The organism is Streptomyces sp. bgisy100 (assembly GCF_057709105.1).
Genome location: NZ_JBYITE010000007.1, coordinates 46,416 through 64,519, shown reverse-complemented (window position 1 = coordinate 64,519; position 18,104 = coordinate 46,416). Strand labels below are relative to the sequence as shown.

Here is an 18,104-nt window from a genome sequence, read left to right as displayed (position 1 = left end):
GGGAGCGGGCCGCACCGGAGAAGGCCGGTGCGGCCCGCTCCGCTTTCGTGCGGGAACGGCCCGGACAGCGGAGCGCGTCGGAGCGACCCGCCCAGGAGAGGAGGCTCGCCCCGACTGCTGCCGCTCCGCGGTCCGCTGCGGCTCCGGTCCCCCCCGCCCCCTCAGGGACCTATCCCATGGCGAGGTCTTCGATGGTGTCGGCGATGAGGACGGGCAGGTGGGTGAGAGCGCTTTCAAAGAGCTGTTCCAGGGGGAGGGCGTGGCGGCTGCCGACGAAGCTGATGTGGAGGGCCCAGTTGGCGGGGTCGTCGTGGGCGAGCCTCGACAGTGCGTAGAGGATGGCCCACCAGGCCATGAGCGGGTGCAGCTCTCGTGGCAGCGGGGCGATGACGGGAAAGCGGTACAGCTGCCCCATGTAGCTGCGTGTCGCGGCGGGGAGAACCACCGGGCTTGCGATCTCGTTGCTTCGTCTCCTGGAGGTGAACCACCTTCGTGGCGCGCGTCCGCCACTCGCTCGGGGCGCGGGCCCCGGGACGGCTTGAGGCCGGGACGGCGGTGGCAGGTAACTGTCGTGGGCCGTCTCGCTGACCTGTGCGAGGTAGGCGTCCAGAATCTGCGGGCAGTCGGCGCCGACAGACCATGGGGGGAGTTCGTCAGCCGGCCGGCCGAGCAGCAGTTGATCGTGCTCGCCGCGACTGCCGTAGGCGGCGTACAGGGGAGTGGACCGGTGCCTGTCGGTCAGGGGGTGACCGAGGTTCACCGGCAGGGTGTCCCACACGTCTTCGAGCCGCACGGGGACCCTCTCCCACACGGGCGAGTGCAGCAGTTCGCTCAACCTCACGAAGCTGCTCCGGGAGCCCGGCGGATCGGTCCGGATCTCGATGTCGGCGACGCCCCTGTCGCCACCGGAGGTCGCGATGCCCGGAGCGACCAGGCGCCAGTCCTCGTACCCGAGCCGGCCGGCCGCCGCGGCGATGGCCCGTCCGGCCTGGCTCAGTCCATGGAATACCTGGAGTGGGAGCGCGCAGAGGTCCGTCATCGCCGCCGCGTGGAAGATCTGCTCCATCTGGTCGAGAGCGGAGACGAAGGTGCGGCAGCGCGCTCCGTCGCCTGCTCCGTCGGGCGGGCTCCACCGGTATTCCCGCAGGCGCTCCCAGGCCTGACGTGGATCCACATGTCCATTCATCGAGAGTCCTCCCCAAGGTTGCGGATCGCGTGGCACCGGCCGTGCCGGGGCCGTGCGCCGGGCAGTCCAGCCGTTGCCGAGCGTGCTGGACGTCCGGGACGGGCGGAGCCATGCGGCGGTGGAGTGCCGTCGCCGCGTCGGATCGTGCGGTTGGTCATGTGTCAGGAGGAGACCAACACCCGCATCATCCCGCTCCTTTGCCTATGCTTTACCTCTGTCCGCGAGCTGCGCGAAATGAGGACCGGCAAGGCGGACCGGAGCCCGGTGCCGCTGCCCCGGAAGGGGCCGCCACCACGCCGGAACTCCCTCGGTGTGCTGTGCGCACTCCGCGATCCGATCCCATGAATCGGTGGCGTCTCCCTGAGGCCGGGGAGAACTTGCATGTGAGTGAGTAAACGGGCTTTCTCCCGCGTACCCTTCCTCAACGGAACCTGGACAGGGCCCGTCGGACTGGGAAACCAGGTGCTCGCATGCCACTAGACCAGAACCACACCTCTCTCTCGGACACTCCGGATTCCGAACTGTCCGCCGTGATACGCAGCGGAGCAGTCTCGGAGCAGGAATGCACCGAGCTCTACCAACGCCACCGGAAAGTGGTGCGTGCCTACGCGGGTACGTGCTGCCGGGACCCGCACACGGCCGAGGACCTCACATCCGAGGCGTTCACCCGGACCATCGACGCGGTACGCCGGGGCGGAGGTCCCAGTGGGTCGTGGCGCCCCTACCTGATCACTGTCGTCCGTCGTACCGCCATCGACTGGGCCATGACCGGACGTCGCACCGAGCTGACCGAAGAAGTCGAGGCCTGGGCCGACGAAGATGCCGGCGGCGAGGAGCGCGTGCTGCGCCTGGAGGAGGCGGACCTCGTCGCACGCAGTTTCCGCCGACTGCCCGAGCGATGGCAAGCCGTCCTCTGGCAGACCCTCGTGGAGGGGCAGCCGGCTTCCCGTGTAGCGGCCGATCTCGGTCTCAGTGAGAGTGGAGTGGGATCGCTGGCGGAGCGAGCCCGTGAGGGGCTGCGTGAGGCCTACCTCAGCGTGCACGTGGAGAATGTCAGTGCTCGCACGGGTCCCGACGGTGATGCCTGCCGGCACTACAGCGGTCTGCTGGCGGCTGCGGTACGGCGGCCCGGACGACGCGTGGCCAAGGACCTCTCGCGACACCTCAACGACTGCGCCGACTGCCGCCGGGTGCTGCTCGATCTCACCGACCTCAACTCCCGCCTGCGGTCCGTGCTGCCCGGGGCCGTGTTGCTGTGGGGCGGGGCCGGATACCTGGGGGCCAAGGCCACGGCCACCGAGGCGGCGGCCTACGGAGTGGCCGCCCCGCCGCTGCCGCCCGATCCGACCGGCGGGGCGGCCGGTCCGGTCCTCTCCGCCCAGAAGGCCGGGGCTCTCGCCGCGGCTGTGTCGGTGACGATCGGGGGATACCTTCTGCTGGCGCCCGATCGTGATCCGGCGCCCCCGCGGGCGGTGGAGCCGCCGCGCGCGTCGGCGCCCCCGGTGGTGACGCCGTCGCCTTCGGGCTCGTCCGGCCCGCCCGCACCTCCGGCCACCGGTGCAAGGGCTCTGCGCGAGGGGCCGCGGACCACCCTGCGGGTCATCGGCACGGGGAAATGCTTGGAGGCCGGCACCGAAGCGAAGGTCCGGGAGGCGGCCTGTGACGGTGGCGCCGACCAGGTGTGGAGCCAACTCCAGTTCCGGGGGAGTGCTGTTCTCTTGCGCAACGCGGTGTCGCGGCTCTGCTTGACCGATTCCGGTGCCGGCCGCGCACCGGATGAGCTGCAGCCGTGCGACGGCTCCGAACCCGGACAGGTCTGGCGACTGGAATTCAGTTTGGCCGAGCGGTCGCTCGTGGCTGTTGGCCGCAGCGGCAGGGCGTATGCAACCTGAGTCACCTGCGGAGTGGCCGGAGCACAGAACCGGGAGCTCCGAGTTGCAGGACGACGGGCCGCACCGGGCAGTATTCCGCCGGTGCGGCCCGTTCGGCTGAGCTCCGCAGGGAGCGAGTCCCCTTGCGTCAGCGTGGAAGCGAATCGGTCGGTGACCGCCCGGGAGGCCCACCAGGCGGCTTATGCCGCTACTTGGATCGGCCGCCGGCGCCGCTCAGGGTCCACACCGCGTGCGCGATCGCGTCGCTGTTGCGGTCCAGGGCTGTCATGTTGATGCCCGACGAGGCGTCGCAGGACGAGTGGTAGCAGCGATCGAACGGCTCACCCGCCTTTCCGTGCCACTTCTTGGCCTGGTCGGAGGACATCTCGTTGCTCGCGCCGGTGAACAGACCGCCCACGGGGACGCCCGCGTCCTTGAAAGCCGCGTGGTCGGAGCGGCCGTCGCCCTCGGTCTCGATCTCGGTGGGGACCTTCTTGCCGGCGAACCAGTCCTTGAAGACCGACTCGATTCCGGGATCGTCGTCGTAGACGAAGTAGCCCGGGTTCGGCGACCCGATCATGTCGAAGTTGAGGTATCCGGAGAACTTCGAGAGGTCGCCCTCGGACAGTTGGCGGACGTAGTGCTTCGAGCCCACGATGCCGAGTTCCTCCGCTCCCCACCAGCCGAACCTCAGGTGCTTCTCGGGCTTGAGCTTCGCGCGGGAGACGGCCATCGCGGTTTCCAGGATGCCGGCGGAACCGGAGCCGTTGTCGTTGATGCCGGGGCCTTCGGCGACCGAGTCCAGATGAGCACCTGCCATGACCACCTTGTTCGGGTCACCACCCGGCCAGTCGGCGATCAGGTTGTAGCCGGTGGCGCCGTCGTGCGTGAACCGCTGAACGGTGGTCTTGAACCCGGCCGCGTCCAGCTTGCCCTTCACATAGTCGATCGACGCCTTGTAGCCCGGACGGCCGTGAGCCCGGTTGCCGCCATGGGCCGAAGCGATCGACTCCAACTTGGCCAGATGTTCCTTGACAGCCGCTTTGCGGATGTCGGGCGCGGTGACGGACGTGGTGCCCGCATTGGCGTTGGGTATCAGAACCCCCGCGATCACCATTGCGGCCGCTCCGGCGGCAATGGTGCCGACTCTCCGGTTGCGCAGTCGGCGGTGGGACGAGTGCTGTGTGCTCACTTTGCTGACCTCCATGGGTGGTGTGTTCAGCACGGACTGGGTGTGGTTCGCCGGTTGCGGCGGAGCCCTGTTCGTGAAGCCGGCCAGGCGGGCTTCCGCAGCCGGGACCGGCGCGGAACATGCCTTGCCGAAGCCCCGGGACGCTGCTTCGTTTCGCCTGCGTCCCGGGGCGGATGACGTTGTCTCGGAGGGCCCTCCCCGCCTACCGGGTCCTCCATGACTGCCGCTGCCTCAGAGCGAGACTTCTCCGTCATCCGGCAGCTTTTACTGGCCGGGCTGTCCGCCTTCGTCCTGACCGTCGTCGGAGTCGCCGCGCTCGCTGTCGTCGCCGGGGCCCTGTTCCTTGCCGCCCTCACCGATCCGGGCGCCCACGGCCTGCAGCGCATCGGTGACAGGCTGGTAGAACGACACACTCTCCCCGGGGCAACGGGAGTCCTTTTCGCCTCCGGAGGTCAGCCCTACTGCCTTGTTGCCGGAGAAGAGGGAGCCGCCACTGTCGCCGGGCTCGGAGCAGACATTGGTCTGGATGAGGCCGTCGACGGACCCCTGGGGGTAGTTCACCGTGACGTCGATGCCCGTCACCTTGCCCCCGTGGAGGCCGGTGGTCTGGCCGCTGCGCTGTACCGGCATACCCACTGTCGCTGCAGCGGCGGAAGTGATGGCCTGCGTCCTGCCGTTCTTCAGGTCCACCGTACTGGGCGCTTCCGCCCCGTCCTCGTCATAGGTCACCAGGGCATAGTCCGCTCCGGGGAACTTCTCCTCGACGACCTTTCCGACAGGCCGGCCGCCCTGCTCGGTTCCCCAGGCCTTCGAACCGCTCACGACCGAGCAGTGTCCCGCCGTCAGGAAGGCGGCCTTGCCGTCCTTCTGGACGTTGAAGCCCAGCGAACACGTCCCTCCCTGATCGCCGAAGATGGAGTCGCCCCCGTCGGCAGCGGTCGGCACGAAAGTTCCCTCGACCTTGGTGACGGAGACGGCGTCCCCCAGCTTGCCGGTGGAGCGACTGAGCTGCTTCCAGCGGTCACCGGTGACCGAACCGTCCGCGATCACCGAGACCTTGTTGGTCCTGGGGTCGACGGACCAGGCCGTGCCGGGCACGGGATCCTTGTTGAGCTGCTGTATTCCGGCCCTGAGCTCGGCCATGCTGCGCTCGACAACCCGTGCCTCACCCCCCTTGGCGCGGACCTTCCGGGCAGCTGCCTCGTCGAGAACGTTCATCACCATGCGGTCCTTGTGGTTGTCGAAGTACCAACCGGCCGAGTCAGCACCGAGATCGGCGCTGAGACGGGCGCCCAGGGAGCCCGCTTCCTCCAGGCTGAACGCCCGGGGGCCAGGGTCGTCCGGCGTATTCGTGCCGGCGTTGGCGTTCGGCAGCAGAACCGCCGCTGCCGCGAATGCGGCGAGGCTCGCGCCGGCGATGGTGCCGGACTTCTTGCTCACCCTCCGATGAGTGCGTCGCTGATCCGCCATGCATTTCAACTCCAGTCGGTTTTCGGCAGGCCGAACAGGCCAAAGCCGAGAAGAGGATCGGGGAAATCTGCTCCGGAGAATCCGAGGCAGTTGGGGTGAGGTCACTGTCTACCCTGTGGCCGAACGAGTCCGCAATACTCTCCGGCAGATTCTTCTGCGTGAATCGACGTGCGGGTCCGTTGAATTGGGCCGATTCAGCAGATCAGTGTGAACACGACTGAGGCGAAGTGTCCGGGGCGCCTGGTTCGCCTTCCGCCCTCGGCCGGACAGGCGGAACGACCTGCACATGAGCAGGGTGCGATGACGGCTCCGGCGAACGGATTCGCTGGTCGACAGCCTGACACTGCGCAGCCTGGAACCTCGCGGCCGTCAGGTCGTGACGGAACAGTCCACTGAGGAGTGGACCGAGCGTGCGCAATCAGTCGAGAGAGGTGGCTGCTATTCCATTGCACTGTCCGCTCATTGAAAACGCCCGTCAGTGGCCTTCTCTTCCGGCAGACCGATGGCCCGACAACGGGACGACCGGCTCTCGCCGTCGATCCATACCGGTATTCCTCCAGGAGCCCACGGCAAGGGGGCGCTGCACAACGGAGCCCGTTGTGTGCGGCTCCATCCGATGCGCATTCCGATCGTCCGGATGGGCTGCTGGTCGGGGCCCCGACATCTGGAGAGGGAAGGCCGAAGAGGCCATGGCGGAGGCGCCCTGTCCGTGGGCCGCGGAACAGGTGCGCTCGACAGGGCCGGCGTGGCGGGCCGGGCGCAGTCACGCCGTCCGGTGCGCGCCCGGTCCGGGATCGACTTGCTCACGGGGGCTCCTCTCGTTCGTGCTCGATGTGCTGCGGTGGCCGGGACGCGGTGGGAGGGCGCCGGGGCGGGCTGCTCGCCCGGCGCCGCCCGTCCGCCTCTCCGGCTGTGGGTGTCTTGGGGGCAGGACCGGGGTGACCGCCCTACGTCCCGTCGCTTTGCCAACGCTTTACTCATGCCTGGGTTTTGCTGCTGAGGGGTGGCGAACGCCCGATTCGGACTGCAGGCGGCCTCATCGCCTGTGACCAGCGCGAAGGGCCCGTCGAGGTGGCCAAGAGCCCGTCCACGAGGGTGTGTTGGTCGCGGATTTGACGATCTGCCGGGCGGAGTTGATTGGTCCGCATGCTTCCCCGGGGACGGGGTGGCGGGGGTTGCGCACCGGAGCGCGGCAGACCATGGTGTAGCTGCTCGGCCGGCGATGGGGTGTCACCGGCCATGAGCCGTGAATCCGACGCCGCCCGCCTCTGGGCCTGAGCGAAACCAGCTCTCTGCGTCGCTACTTCGTCTCTGCGTCGCCACTTCTCAGTGGATCCGGACATGCCTCGCATGTCTGTGAAGAACAGGTACCTTCATGTCTACTTTTCACCAGAAGCACTCCTTCGCGGACTGGCCGGACGAGGAACTGGCCACGTCACTCCGCCGAGGCGAGACAGCCGAAGGAGAACTGGCCGAACTCTACGAACGTCATCGGTCCACGGTGCGTGCTTACGCCGGGACCTGCTGCCATGATCCGAACACTGCCGAGGACCTGACGTCCGAAGCCTTCATCCGGACCATCGAGGCCGTGCGCGCGGGGCACGGCCCGCGCGGGCCGTGGCGCCCCTATCTCCTCACCGTCGTGCGCAACACCGCCATCAACTGGGGTGCGGCCGGGCGTCGCACGGAACTCAGCGACACCGTCGAGGACTGGGCCGACGAGCGCCCCGGTGGCGAAGAGTCCGCACTGCGTCGAGAGGAGGACGGGCTGGTTCTCCGCAGCTTCCGGCAGTTGCCGGAACGATGGCAGACGGTCCTGTGGCACACCGTCGTGGAGAGGGAACCGGTGTCCCGGGTGGCGCCGATGCTCGGGATCAGCGAGAGCGGTGTGTCATCACTGGCCGAACGGGCCCGGGAAGGGCTGCGCGAGGCATACCTGAGTGTCCATGTGTCCGGGGGGAACGGTGATGAGGGCTGCGGTCGGTACAGCGGGCCGCTGGCAGCGGCCGTCCGGCGTCCCGGCCGCCGGACCGACAAGGACCTGGCGCGGCATCTGAGCAGTTGTGCCAACTGCCGACGGGCCATGACCGACCTGCTCCACCTCAACTCCCGCCTGCGGACGGTCCTGCCCACGGCATTCCTTCTCGGTGGCGGCGCCGAAGCCCTCGGCCCCCACGTGGCTGCCGGCAATGCGGCGACACTCACCTTGCCGATGCCGTCGCCGCTCGATCCATCGGGCGGAGCGTCGGCAGGCCCGATGCTCCTCTCCCAGAAGGGCTTAGGGGCGGCAGCAGTCGCGTTGGCGCTGTCGGTCTCCGGGTTCGTTCTGCTCGGCCCTGATCAGCGACCGGTACCCCCGCGGGCAGAGCCCCAACGGACGTCGCTGTCCCACCGGACCGCTCCGAGGCCTGAGACCCCTGCATCCCGCCCGCCCCCGCCGCCCTCTCGGCCCGCACCGCGCGCCTCGCGCTCCCTCTCGCTTCCCTTGCCCTCCGCAACCGGGGATCCTGGCCACGCGCTGCACGAGGCGTGGCGGACGGCATTGCGCAACCTCTCCACCGGACGCTGCCTGGAGGCCGGCTCGGCAGCCGGAGGTGTCCGAGAGGCGGATTGCGACTCCGGTGCCCACCAGTCCTGGATTCAGCTCCATCACCTGGGCGGCACGGTGCTGCTGCGCAACGAGGTGACGCGGTTGTGCCTGCGAGCCTCGAGCGCCGAGCGGGCCCAGGACGGCCTCCGCCGGTGCGACAGCCGCGACAGCCGACAGGTGTGGCGAACGAGGTTCAGCCCGGCAGCGGCAGCACTCGTGGTGATCGGTGGCAATGGCCGCACCTATGAGACCGAGTGAGGTGTTGATGAGGCTGGACGCGCGCGGAGCCTTCATTTCCCCACGCGGGTGACCGGTGCGCCGCCGGAGCCGAGCGGGGGCCTCACGGCCGTACTCCCCACCGCAGCCGCCGGTGGGACGGGCTGAGCGGTCGCGTTCGACGACGAGAAACAACGGAGACCTGTCCGCCGCGTCCGGCCTGTCGCCACGCGGGGTGCATTCTGCTCCTTGATGTGACACGAATACGGACCGACGGATGTCTGTGAGTGCCGTGCTGCATCCGCGTGCACAACTCGCCGGCGGACACTCTGTTGACATCTCCCTTTCCTCGATGAATGTCGCCTGGAATGAAGCGTGCGGACCGATGTTGGCGAAGTGCTCGGCAGGTGGAAGAGAATCCGGTTCAGGTGCTGGCGGGGATTGGGAATTCTGCATATTCTTCCGCGCATGGAGCTTGAGATAAGACATCTGCGCATACTCTGCGCAATCGCCGATATGGGGAGCATGCACAAAGCGGCCCGACTGCTCGGTGTGACGCAGCCTTCGCTGTCGTCTCAGATGCGCCGTATCGAGAGATCTCTCGGTGCCGAGCTTTTCTACCGAGTGCCCACGGGGTGCCACCCGACTCCGCTCGGCAGGTCGGTGCTCGGCCGTGCTCGACCGCTGCTCACGCAGATGACCGAACTGGTCGCGGAGGCGAGGGCCACGGCCGTCCAGTCCGCCGGTGCCCGCTTCCGGGTCGGTTCGACCGGCAGCAAGGTCACGACGCGATGGCTGCGACGCATCAAGCAACGCTTGGCGGACGCGGAAACGGCCCTGGTTGTCGACAAGTCGCCTTCGGCGTTGGTGCGCATGGTGGCATCAGGGCACCTCGATGTCGCGCTCGTCCATGAGCTGGAAGGAATGCCGCTCTCGATTCCTCAAGGTCTGTCGCACCGCGTGGTCGTGGATCGCGAACCGCAGTTCGTCTCTCTGGCGCGCGACCACCCTGCCGCGGCCCAGTCGGTGATCGACCTTCACGACCTGGCTGCGGACCGGTGGGTCGTCGACCCCATGGCCGACGGAGAGTGGGTCGCGCTGCGACAGGTCCTGGACACCGCCGGGCTCCGCCCGGCTGTCGTGCCTGGAGATCCGGCGACCGCTGCCTCCCTGATCGCGATAGGTGAAGCGGTGGCCTCCTGCCAGCCCACCACCAGCGCCACCGACCACATCGCGGTCCGGCCGTTGCGAGGCGACCCACTGGGGGTCGCCTGCTGCTGATCGCCCAGCCAGGGGTGCAAGCAGAGGTGTACTCCGAACTGGATGAGGCCTACCGCGAATGCGCCATCGAGTCGGATACCTACTGCAGATGGCTGTCGGAGAGGCGGAGCCCTTTGCTCAGTGGCGGTTGAGTTCCCCGACGAGGCGGAGCGGCACAGCCGCATCCGTCCCGCGGCCGGCCCGCCGAAACCATCAGCATGGACGGGGCGGCAACGCGTACTGCACCGCGTCCGATTTCGGCATCACGGTGGTGGCTCAACCGATCCGGACAGTGGGTCGGTTGAGCCACCGTCTTCACTCCCTTGCACCGCGCATGCATTCCGCTGCCGTGCTCGACGGTCGCAGGATGAGGCGACCTCGTTCCTCGTTCTCCAGCGCCTCAACGGACCGGCGTGCAGGGGCCGACGGCGCGGCTGCCGAGAGATCTCCGGATGTGAACGGTAAGCCCGGTGCTGTGCATGTGTCATCGCCCGTGCGGAACGTTCGGCCGAGCGCTCATGAATGCAGAGAAACGAAGCGCCGGCGGCCCGCAGTAAAACCGTGCGCATCTGTCCGGGCAGCCCATAGGTCAAGCTCGGTGTGAGTGACGAGAGTTATCGGGAACTGACATCCTCCCAAGGACGAGAATTTCCTGCACACTCTGATGTGTTCAGCCCGTTGGACCGAAGAGGCATCTTCCGCCTCCGGCGAATGCGACCTCGGTTCGGCCGGTTCTGAAGCAATTCAGACGAATCGTTCGTACACCCCTGCCTCAATGCGTATGCGGATTGACGGCGAAGGGGGTGTACGCCTGATGGAAAGAGATCCACCATGAAGCGCACCATCGTTGTCTCCACCGTGCTGGGCTTCGGTCTCGTTGCCTCGCTGGCAGTCACATCCGCTTCGGCTGTGGCCACGCCCGATGCGGCGCCGAAGCCGGCCACCAAGGCCCCGATGACGCCCGAGGCCTACGAGGGATCGGCCGCCGACCAGGCCAACACCCGCGACTTCCTCGAGGCGGTCCTGAAGTCGGCCAAGAGCAAGCAGCAGTCCTTCGGAGCTCAGAAGACTGTGACGCTGACCTACGACGCCAGCGAGGCACCCAAGTTCGCCTCCGAGATAGCCAAGTCAGTGAAGAACTGGAACAGGTCGGTCAAGAACGTCAAGCTCAAGGCCGGCAAGGACGCCGACTTCACGTACGTCGAAGGCAACGACCCGCGTGGCTCCAACGCCGACACGGACATGCGCGGTCACGGCCGCATCCTCCTCGACTACGCGCAGAACGAGGAGTTCGACTCGACTCGAGTCACCGCCCACGAGACGGGCCACGTGCTCGGTCTCGACGACCACTACGAGGGCCCGTGCAGTGAGCTCATGTCCGGCGGCGGCCCCGGCACGTCCTGCACCAACGCGAAGCCCAACAAGCAGGAAGCCGGCGCTGTCAACCGTCTGTGGGCGCGTGGATTCGACTCGGTGGCCAAGTCGGAGCTCTTCGACGCTCGTCGCTGACAGCTAGACCTGACCTGACCGAGGGCATGCAGGAAACCCAGGAACAGCATCGTCCCCCGGGCCGGACGTGGCCCGGGGGACATCGCAAACCTGGATTCTTCTGCTGCCGCACGGTGTGCTCGGAGTCGGGTCGGAGCTCATGACCCCGTCCTGGCCCGGACGACATCCAGATGGTCCCGGCCAGGACGGACCGCTCGGGGCGGCCGGGGGCGTCGGCGGCCCCGAGCGGAACACCGTCGGTCCCGTCGTCGTGGACGCCGGCCGAGGTGCGGGGGCGACCCGGGGCGGATGCCAGTCGTCCCTGCCCACGGCAGCGGAGCGGAGCGACGCGTCGAATCCTCCGGAGGCCGACATCTCCACCGGTGAGAGGGGAGAGGAATGCGTTTCATCACGGCGAGGAAGTTCTGGATTACTGAATGCAGCCGGTCCAGCACCTCGTTGCGGCCGATCGGCTATGCCTTTCACCCTTGCGCCCTCTCCACCCCGGGCTGAGCTGAACACCACCTTCAGCCGACCCGTATGGAACAACACGCTACGTCCCTCAGCGGATCGGAGTTCCATGCGCAAGAGATCAAGCAGACGCTCGACGTTGACCAACGGAGCGCTCGCCGCCACGGCGGTCCTGACTTTGGGCGGGGGCGCTCTGGCAGCCGTCAGTGCCGATGCCTCAGCGGGAGGGGCACAGACGGCCGTTGTCGCCGATGAAAAGCAGGCCGGGAACTTCGAGCGGCACTCGACATCTGGCGTCGACTGCCCGGACGTAGGCCGAGCAATCCCCCGGATTCCCCCGGAGGCGCGGGCGGAGGTCCGGCGAGAGCTGGCCGCCCTGGACGCCGAGCCCGGCACCCGGCAGCGGGAGTTCTCTGCCCACGAATGGGAGCGCATCCTGCGAGACCCGGCTTTGGCGGAGGACCGGTTCCTGACGCCGCTGAGGAACGAACGGCTGACGATCATCCAGCGGGTTGCGTCCTTGCTCCCACGGGAGGCCGAGCCCCCGCAAGGCCTGGAGTCCCTTGCCACCTGCACGCTGCAGGCTGACAACAACGGACTTTCCGCCGACCCGGGCAGGGGTGCCATCAGTGGCAGTGAGAACGGCAACGGAGCGAGTGGCTCGGGTGCGCCGGACGACGGCAACGGCAGCGGTGACGGCAATGAGAACGGCAACGGCAACGGCAACGGTGATGGGCGGGACAACGGCAACACGAACGGAAACGAGAACGGCAACGGAGAGAGCGGCTCCGGTTCCCGGAACGACGGCAACGGCAACGGGAACGGCAACGGAAACGGAGACGGGCAGAACAACGGCAACAGCAACGGCAACGGGAACGGCAATGGGATGAACACCGGTTACGGCAGAGGCTGACGCATCGGCCCGGACCAGCAGGCCACCGTTCCGGTCCCGTCCTGCTGGTCATCCCGTTGTCCCACTCGATGGAGCCGCACGGCACCCTGGCATCGCACGCTCGCACGCCAGATGCGCAAGGCACGCCCGCCCGATGCGTGCGCTGCGTGAGCCTCGGGGGCATTGCCCGCGAGGCTCTCTCGGCGTGAGCGCACCCTGGGGGTTGCCCACCAGGCCTGCGGCACCCGGCAGTCGGCAGCCGGGCTCCCGGGGCTCCACCTGGGTGGCGGCCGCTCGGTTTCCGACGGCTGCGGCGCCCCGCCGGGACACGGTGAGCGGGTCCCGGCGGCGAAGACGGACGATGCGTGTCGGATCCACGCGGCCGTCCCTCGCCGGTGGGGCGGGGGCGGCGAGTCCACGCACCGTCTACGCCGTCCGCACGGCGTGTGCAGCCGCGGCAGTCGCAGCCAGAGCGCAGTCCAGGGGCGTGCGCGGTGCCGTCGAGGGGTGGACGGCGGACCGGTCCGACTCAGGTCGTGCGCAACGCACACAACTTGCTCGTCCCTCGATCGTCGACGACATGACCGGCGTTCCCGGGCACAGCCCAGCCCTGCCGCCTCGCATCGCTGCCGCCACCCGGTCGAGGTCAGCGTCACATTTCTGCATTTTCAAACGAAGTTGAACACGCTTGGGGTGTGCTGATCTCATCGCCGGCTCTGCAGAATCCTGTGCCTCCAGTCTTTACAGGCACGTTACCGGCGCGATACTCAAGGGCGTAGCACCTCGGCTCCACGTGTAGGTAATTGTGCGTTTGCTGCACACGTCACGTCCCCTCATGCGTCCTGGGTGCGGCGCGTCCGTCGCCCGGGGCTCGCCCACCCCCTCAGACGAGGCGAAGATGCTGATGAAACAATCACCCCTAGGCTTCAGATCACGCCTGGCGGCCACGCTGGCTGTCATTCTGGGCCTGCCGGCACTCATCCCGCTTCCGGCGCATGCCGCCGAGGACCGCAGCTGGAGCATCAGCCAGCCCCATCCCTCACCGCACGGACTCACCGCAACCGTCTCGCTGGACGGCGCCACCGGCACGCTGTCCCTGACGGTGCTCAGGGGCGGCACCACCGTGCTCGAACCCGCTCCTGTCGGACTGGTCACCGACAGCGCGGACCTGTCGTCGGGATTACACCCGCAGGGCCGGGCCGATCGCAGAGTGCGCGAGAAGTACACCGCTCTCACCGGAAAGCGGCGGGACCGGGACACGCTGATGAACGAGACACGGCTGTCCTTCACCGGCGCGCGCGAACGGCGCCTGGACCTGGTGGTCAGGGTCAGCGGAGAGGGCGTCGCCTACCGTTATGCGCTGCCCGAAGCGAAGCGGGAAGCGGTCCGTGGCGAGGCCTCGGCGTTCCAGTTGCCGGAGGGGGCGACGGCCTGGCTGACCCGCTACGAGGCGTCCCACGAGCAGCCCCACACCCGGAGCGCCGCTTCGGCGGCACCTACCGGCTCGTTCGGGTACCCCGCTCTGTACCAGGTGGGAAACTCCTACGTGCTGCTGTCGGAGTCCGGTGTCGACGGCCGCTACTCCGGCAGCAGACTGAACCACCGCTCCGGAAGCGGGCGGTACACGGTTGCCCTCGCCGACCCCGAGGTGCGGATCGACGGGCCGTCGGCCACACCCTGGCGTACCGCGGTCATCGGAAGCCTTGCCCGCGTCACCGGGTCGACGCTGACCGACGACCTCGCGCCGCCCTCCCGCGTCGAGGACACCTCGTGGATCCGGCCGGGCACAGTGGCCTGGTCCTGGCTGGCAGGTGGACGGCCGGCCCAGCGGAACCTGGAGACGCAGCAGACGTTCGTCGACTACAGCGCAGCCCACGGATGGCCTTACACCCTGGTCGACGAGGGCTGGGCGACCGAGACGTGGATGCCGGAACTCGTCGACTACGCCGCGTCGCGCGGGGTGGGCGTCCTGGCGTGGCTGCGATGGACCGATCTGGACACTCCGGCCGAACGGGAGGCGACCCTCACCAGGATGAACGAGTGGGGTGTGTCCGGACTGAAGATCGACTTCATCGGGTCCGAGGCCCAGGAGCGTCAGCGGTGGTACGACGACGTTCTCGCCGCGACGGCGGCACACAAGCTGCTCGTCACGTTTCACGGCTCCACCGTCCCCAACGGCATGCAACGGACGTGGCCTCATGTGATGACCCTGGAGGCGGTACGCGGGGCCGAGTACCGCAACGTGTCGATCGGCGACATGACGACCCTTCCCTTCACCCGCAACGTCGTGGGCTCGATGGACTACACCCCGATGGCCTTCCACCGTGGCGGCCGCGCCCTGTCGGATGCGGGGGAACTGGCCCTGGCCGTGGTGTACGAGTCCGGCTTCCAGCACTTCGCGGGATCGCTCGACGCCTACCGAAAGCGTCCCGAAGCGGAACGGTTCCTGGAACAGACACCGACGGTCTGGGACGACACCGGACTGGTGTCCGGCCGGCCGGGTGAGGCGGCGACCTTCGCCCGCCGCAGTGGGGACCGCTGGTTCCTGGGTTCGATCGCCGCGGGCGGAGGCCACGAGCAGCGGGTGCCGCTCCGGTTCCTCGGTACCGGACGCTGGCTCGTCGAGACCGTCCGTGACGGCGCCGACGGCCTGGTCCGGGAGGCTCGCCGGGCCCGCCGCGGGGACACTTTGACGGTGCCGGTCCCGGCTCACGGCGGATTCGCCGCAGTCGCCTGCCCCGCCCGTCCCGGAGTCACCAGCTGCTACCGGCCGGTCCATCGCGTGCCGCCGTCGACGCTGGCCGTCACTCCGCGCTCACCGTCCGGCTCGACGGCGCCTACCGGCGCTTCTCCGCGCAGGTGGGCGTCGACGACGAGGTGAACGGCAAGGGAAAGGTCACCTTCGGCTGATTCCCGTGGGCTGACAACACCCCGTGGGCTGACGACATCCCTGTGGAGAGCGGCGGTGTGCCCGGCCGAACTCCGGCCGGGCACACCGTTCATCAGAGCCTCTCACTCGTCCGAACGCCTGCTGTGCGCTGCCGCACGCGCCGCTGCGCCGTTGTGCCGGGACAGCCAGTCGTCCAGCGTGGTGCGACAGGTGTGATCGAGGTGTTGCAGGTTCCGCAGGTCCAGTTCGACGGTTCGCTCCTTCGGCTGCCGGTCCAGTACACCGAGGATGCGGGGGAGCTGCAGGAACGTGGCGTTGCCGGAGAGAGTCACATGAAGCGTATCCGTGCTGTTGTCGCTGTCGACCCGGACCCGGATGTCCGACATCTCCCAGGCCGTCTTCAACACCGCGAGGGTCAGTCCCGCCAGTACCCCTTCGAACATGCTGGTCGTCACGATGCCGATGGCGGTCGCCGCCAGGACCAAGGCCTCACCGCGGTGCCGGCGCCACAGGGGGCCGAGCCTCCGCCATGGTACGAGGCGCCAGCCGGAGCAGACGAGCACTCCGGCGAGCGACGCCAGCGGGATCAGACCGAGAGCCCCCGGGATGAGTGCTGTGAACAGCAGGAGCCATACGCCGTGGAGTACCCGCGACACCTTGGTGCGCGCACCGGCCTGGACGTTGGCCGAGCTGCGCACGATGACCGCCGTCATGGGCAGGGCACCCAACGCACCGCACACCGTGTTCCCCACTCCCTGGGCGAGCAGTTCCTTGTCGTAGTCGGTGGTGGGGCCGGTGTGCAGCCGGTCCACGGCCGCGGCGCCGAACAGGCTCTCCGCCGAAGCGATGACTGCGATGGCCAGCACGGTTCCGAGGGCGCCGACCTCCGCGACCCGCCCGAGTGCGTCGGCGGACGGCGGTCGGATCGCTCCTGCCAGGCCTTGGACATCCACCCGCTCGACAGGCAGCCGGAATGCTGTGGCCAAGGCAGCCGAGAGCGCCACCGCGACCAGTGCCGAGGGGACCGAACGAACACGGCGCGGCAGATGCTTCCACAGGGCCATGACCGCGATGGTGCCTGCGCCGAGACACGCCGCGGTCAGGGCGTGGGGTGAACCGGCCGTCTCGGTGAACAAGCGGGGCAGACCCGTGAGACCGGCGACGACGGAGCCGGGGGAGCGCTGATCCGCCATGGGGTAGAGCTGCCCGACGACCAGGATCAGGCCGATGCCCGCGAGCATCCCCTCGACGACTGCCAGGGAGATCGCCCGGAACCAGCGGCCCAGTCCCAAGGCACCCAGCACCAGCTGGATCACCCCGGCGGCCAGCACGAGGAATCCCAGTGCGCCGACCCCGTAGTCGTTGACGGCCTGGAGGACGAGGACCGTCAGGCCGGCCGCGGGGCCGCTCACCTGCAGGCTGCTGCCGGGCAGCAGCCCGGTGACGAGTCCTCCCACGATGCCGGTGACCAGGCCGAGTTCGGCAGGTACACCGGATGCCACGGCCACACCCACACAGAGGGGGAGGGCCACCAGAGAGACGACGACGGAAGCAGTGATGTCGGCGCGCAGATCGGCCGCCGAGCTCTGCCGTGCTCCCTGTCGCAACCGTACGCGGCACCGGCCGCAGGTGAAGGCTCTGTTCATAGCGGCAGGAACACCTTGGACTCCGGCCGGTGAACGAGCACCGAGCCCGTGGCCAACTCGTAGAACCAGCCGTGCAGCCGTAGCCGTCCGGCCGCAATGCGCCGGCTGACGGAGGGATGGCCGCGCAGACGTCCCAGCTGGCGCACCACATGTTCCTGGACCGCCGCGGAGAGGTCGGGGACGGTGGGGGTGACGGAGCTCGGGGCCGGTGAGGTCTGCGCGAGCCAGTCACGGACGGCGGGCGTGGCCGAGAGGTCCTCGTGGCGGGCCATCGCGCCCACGGCTGCGCAGTGGGAGTGACCACAGACCACGATGTCCGGGACCCGGAGCACAGCTACGGCGTACTCGACCGTGGCCGCCTCGCACGACGGCCGGTCCGGTCGGTGGCCGGGGACGATCCCGCCGACGGTGCGAAGCTCGAAGAGTTCGCCGGGGCGGGCGCCGGTGATGAGGGCCGGCACGACGCGGGAGTCGGAGCAGCTGATGAACAGAGCCCGCGGAGCTTGCCCGTTCGTCAGCCGGGTGAACGACCCGGGGTCGGTGGCGACGTGTCTGCGGAAGGCTCGGACGTTCTTCACGAACGTGTGCATGAGGTTCCTCCAGCGCGGCCGGTGACGGCCGAGCGGCAGGGGATGAGGTGAGGGCGAGGTGACGTGGTGGGCGCTGGGCGGTGGCGGGTGTTCCGGCGTTCCCGGTGGAGACGTCGTTGCCGCGAAGCGCTCGCCGACACGTGATGAGAGGGCGGTTGCGGAGCTTCGCAGCCGGTTCGTGGCGCTGGGGGAGCCGACAGCGGGTGCCGCCCGAGCAGGTGCGCGAAGTGTTACCTGAGCAACGGACCGGCAGCGCGGGGTCCGGGACGATCGGACGTGTCGACGAGCCGCGCCGCGCCGTGCGTATCGATCCTGCGGGGCGGGTGCGCAGGGCAGTGGCCC

Annotated in this window: 10 protein-coding genes and 2 pseudogenes; 7 read left to right on the top strand and 5 right to left on the bottom strand. The window is 68.7% G+C overall.

The features are described 5' to 3' along the window. Nucleotides 1-169: 169 nt before the first annotated feature. Complete coding sequence (locus AC3EQ1_RS07065; RefSeq protein WP_432093417.1) at nt 170-1,186, bottom strand: YaaC family protein; 1,017 nt, start codon at nt 1,184-1,186, stop codon at nt 170-172. Nucleotides 1,187-1,656: 470 nt separating this feature from the next. On the opposite strand from AC3EQ1_RS07065, the gene AC3EQ1_RS07060 reads away from it, so the two are divergent. After that, a complete protein-coding gene (locus AC3EQ1_RS07060) occupies nt 1,657-3,078 on the top strand; it encodes a sigma-70 family RNA polymerase sigma factor (protein ID WP_432093416.1) in 1,422 nt (473 codons plus the stop codon). 202 nt (nt 3,079-3,280) lie between these two features. Here the strand turns inward: AC3EQ1_RS07060 and AC3EQ1_RS07055 are convergent. Continuing rightward, nucleotides 3,281-4,174, bottom strand: a pseudogene (locus tag AC3EQ1_RS07055) (M28 family metallopeptidase); the annotation flags it as partial. Between the two features lie 339 nt (nt 4,175-4,513). Further along, nucleotides 4,514-5,689: a S1 family peptidase gene (locus tag AC3EQ1_RS07050; protein WP_432093415.1), complete on the bottom strand. Its 1,176-nt coding sequence runs from the start codon at nt 5,687-5,689 to the stop codon at nt 4,514-4,516. A gap of 1,405 nt (nt 5,690-7,094) precedes the next feature. Here AC3EQ1_RS07050 and AC3EQ1_RS07045 point away from each other — a divergent pair. From AC3EQ1_RS07045 to AC3EQ1_RS07020, 6 genes and pseudogenes are all read left to right on the top strand, one after another. Continuing rightward, on the top strand, nt 7,095-8,567 hold the full coding sequence (locus AC3EQ1_RS07045) for a sigma-70 family RNA polymerase sigma factor (RefSeq protein ID WP_432093414.1): 1,473 nt from the start codon (nt 7,095-7,097) through the stop codon (nt 8,565-8,567). A 426-nt stretch (nt 8,568-8,993) separates the two neighbouring features. Continuing rightward, entirely contained in the window at nt 8,994-9,806 is an 813-nt protein-coding gene (locus AC3EQ1_RS07040; RefSeq protein ID WP_432093413.1) for a LysR family transcriptional regulator, read from the top strand. 810 nt (nt 9,807-10,616) lie between these two features. After that, nucleotides 10,617-11,294: a snapalysin family zinc-dependent metalloprotease gene (locus tag AC3EQ1_RS07035; RefSeq protein ID WP_432093412.1), complete on the top strand. Its 678-nt coding sequence runs from the start codon at nt 10,617-10,619 to the stop codon at nt 11,292-11,294. Between the two features lie 589 nt (nt 11,295-11,883). Beyond that, nucleotides 11,884-12,657: a hypothetical protein gene (locus AC3EQ1_RS07030; RefSeq protein WP_432093411.1), complete on the top strand. Its 774-nt coding sequence runs from the start codon at nt 11,884-11,886 to the stop codon at nt 12,655-12,657. Nucleotides 12,658-13,540: 883 nt separating this feature from the next. After that, a pseudogene (locus AC3EQ1_RS07025) lies at nt 13,541-15,448 on the top strand (glycoside hydrolase family 97 protein); the annotation flags it as partial. Then, nucleotides 15,370-15,546 (top strand): NPCBM/NEW2 domain-containing protein, encoded by a 177-nt coding sequence (locus AC3EQ1_RS07020; protein ID WP_432093511.1) that lies wholly within the window; start codon nt 15,370-15,372, stop codon nt 15,544-15,546. The pseudogene AC3EQ1_RS07025 and the gene AC3EQ1_RS07020, both read left to right, overlap by 79 nt. A 102-nt stretch (nt 15,547-15,648) precedes the next feature. Here the strand turns inward: AC3EQ1_RS07020 and AC3EQ1_RS07015 are convergent, their stop codons facing one another. Continuing rightward, nucleotides 15,649-17,172 (bottom strand): SulP family inorganic anion transporter, encoded by a 1,524-nt coding sequence (locus tag AC3EQ1_RS07015; protein ID WP_432093410.1) that lies wholly within the window; start codon nt 17,170-17,172, stop codon nt 15,649-15,651. Beyond that, nucleotides 17,169-17,762 carry a carbonic anhydrase gene (locus AC3EQ1_RS07010; RefSeq protein WP_432093409.1) on the bottom strand — a complete coding sequence of 198 codons (594 nt, stop codon included), beginning with the start codon at nt 17,760-17,762 and terminating at the stop codon, nt 17,169-17,171. The genes AC3EQ1_RS07015 and AC3EQ1_RS07010 overlap by 4 nt, the downstream gene beginning before the upstream one ends. Nucleotides 17,763-18,104 lie beyond the last annotated feature (342 nt).

Excerpts from the sequence above, each read along its gene's own strand:
- AC3EQ1_RS07065 (WP_432093417.1), bottom strand. The coding sequence starts at position 1,186 with ATGAATGGACATGTGGATCCACGTCAGGCCTGGGAGCGCCTGCGGGAA.
- AC3EQ1_RS07060 (WP_432093416.1), top strand. The coding sequence starts at position 1,657 with ATGCCACTAGACCAGAACCACACCTCTCTCTCGGACACTCCGGATTCC.
- AC3EQ1_RS07045 (WP_432093414.1), top strand. The coding sequence starts at position 7,095 with ATGTCTACTTTTCACCAGAAGCACTCCTTCGCGGACTGGCCGGACGAG.
- AC3EQ1_RS07040 (WP_432093413.1), top strand. The coding sequence starts at position 8,994 with ATGGAGCTTGAGATAAGACATCTGCGCATACTCTGCGCAATCGCCGAT.
- AC3EQ1_RS07035 (WP_432093412.1), top strand. The coding sequence starts at position 10,617 with ATGAAGCGCACCATCGTTGTCTCCACCGTGCTGGGCTTCGGTCTCGTT.
- AC3EQ1_RS07015 (WP_432093410.1), bottom strand. The coding sequence starts at position 17,172 with ATGAACAGAGCCTTCACCTGCGGCCGGTGCCGCGTACGGTTGCGACAG.
- AC3EQ1_RS07010 (WP_432093409.1), bottom strand. The coding sequence starts at position 17,762 with ATGCACACGTTCGTGAAGAACGTCCGAGCCTTCCGCAGACACGTCGCC.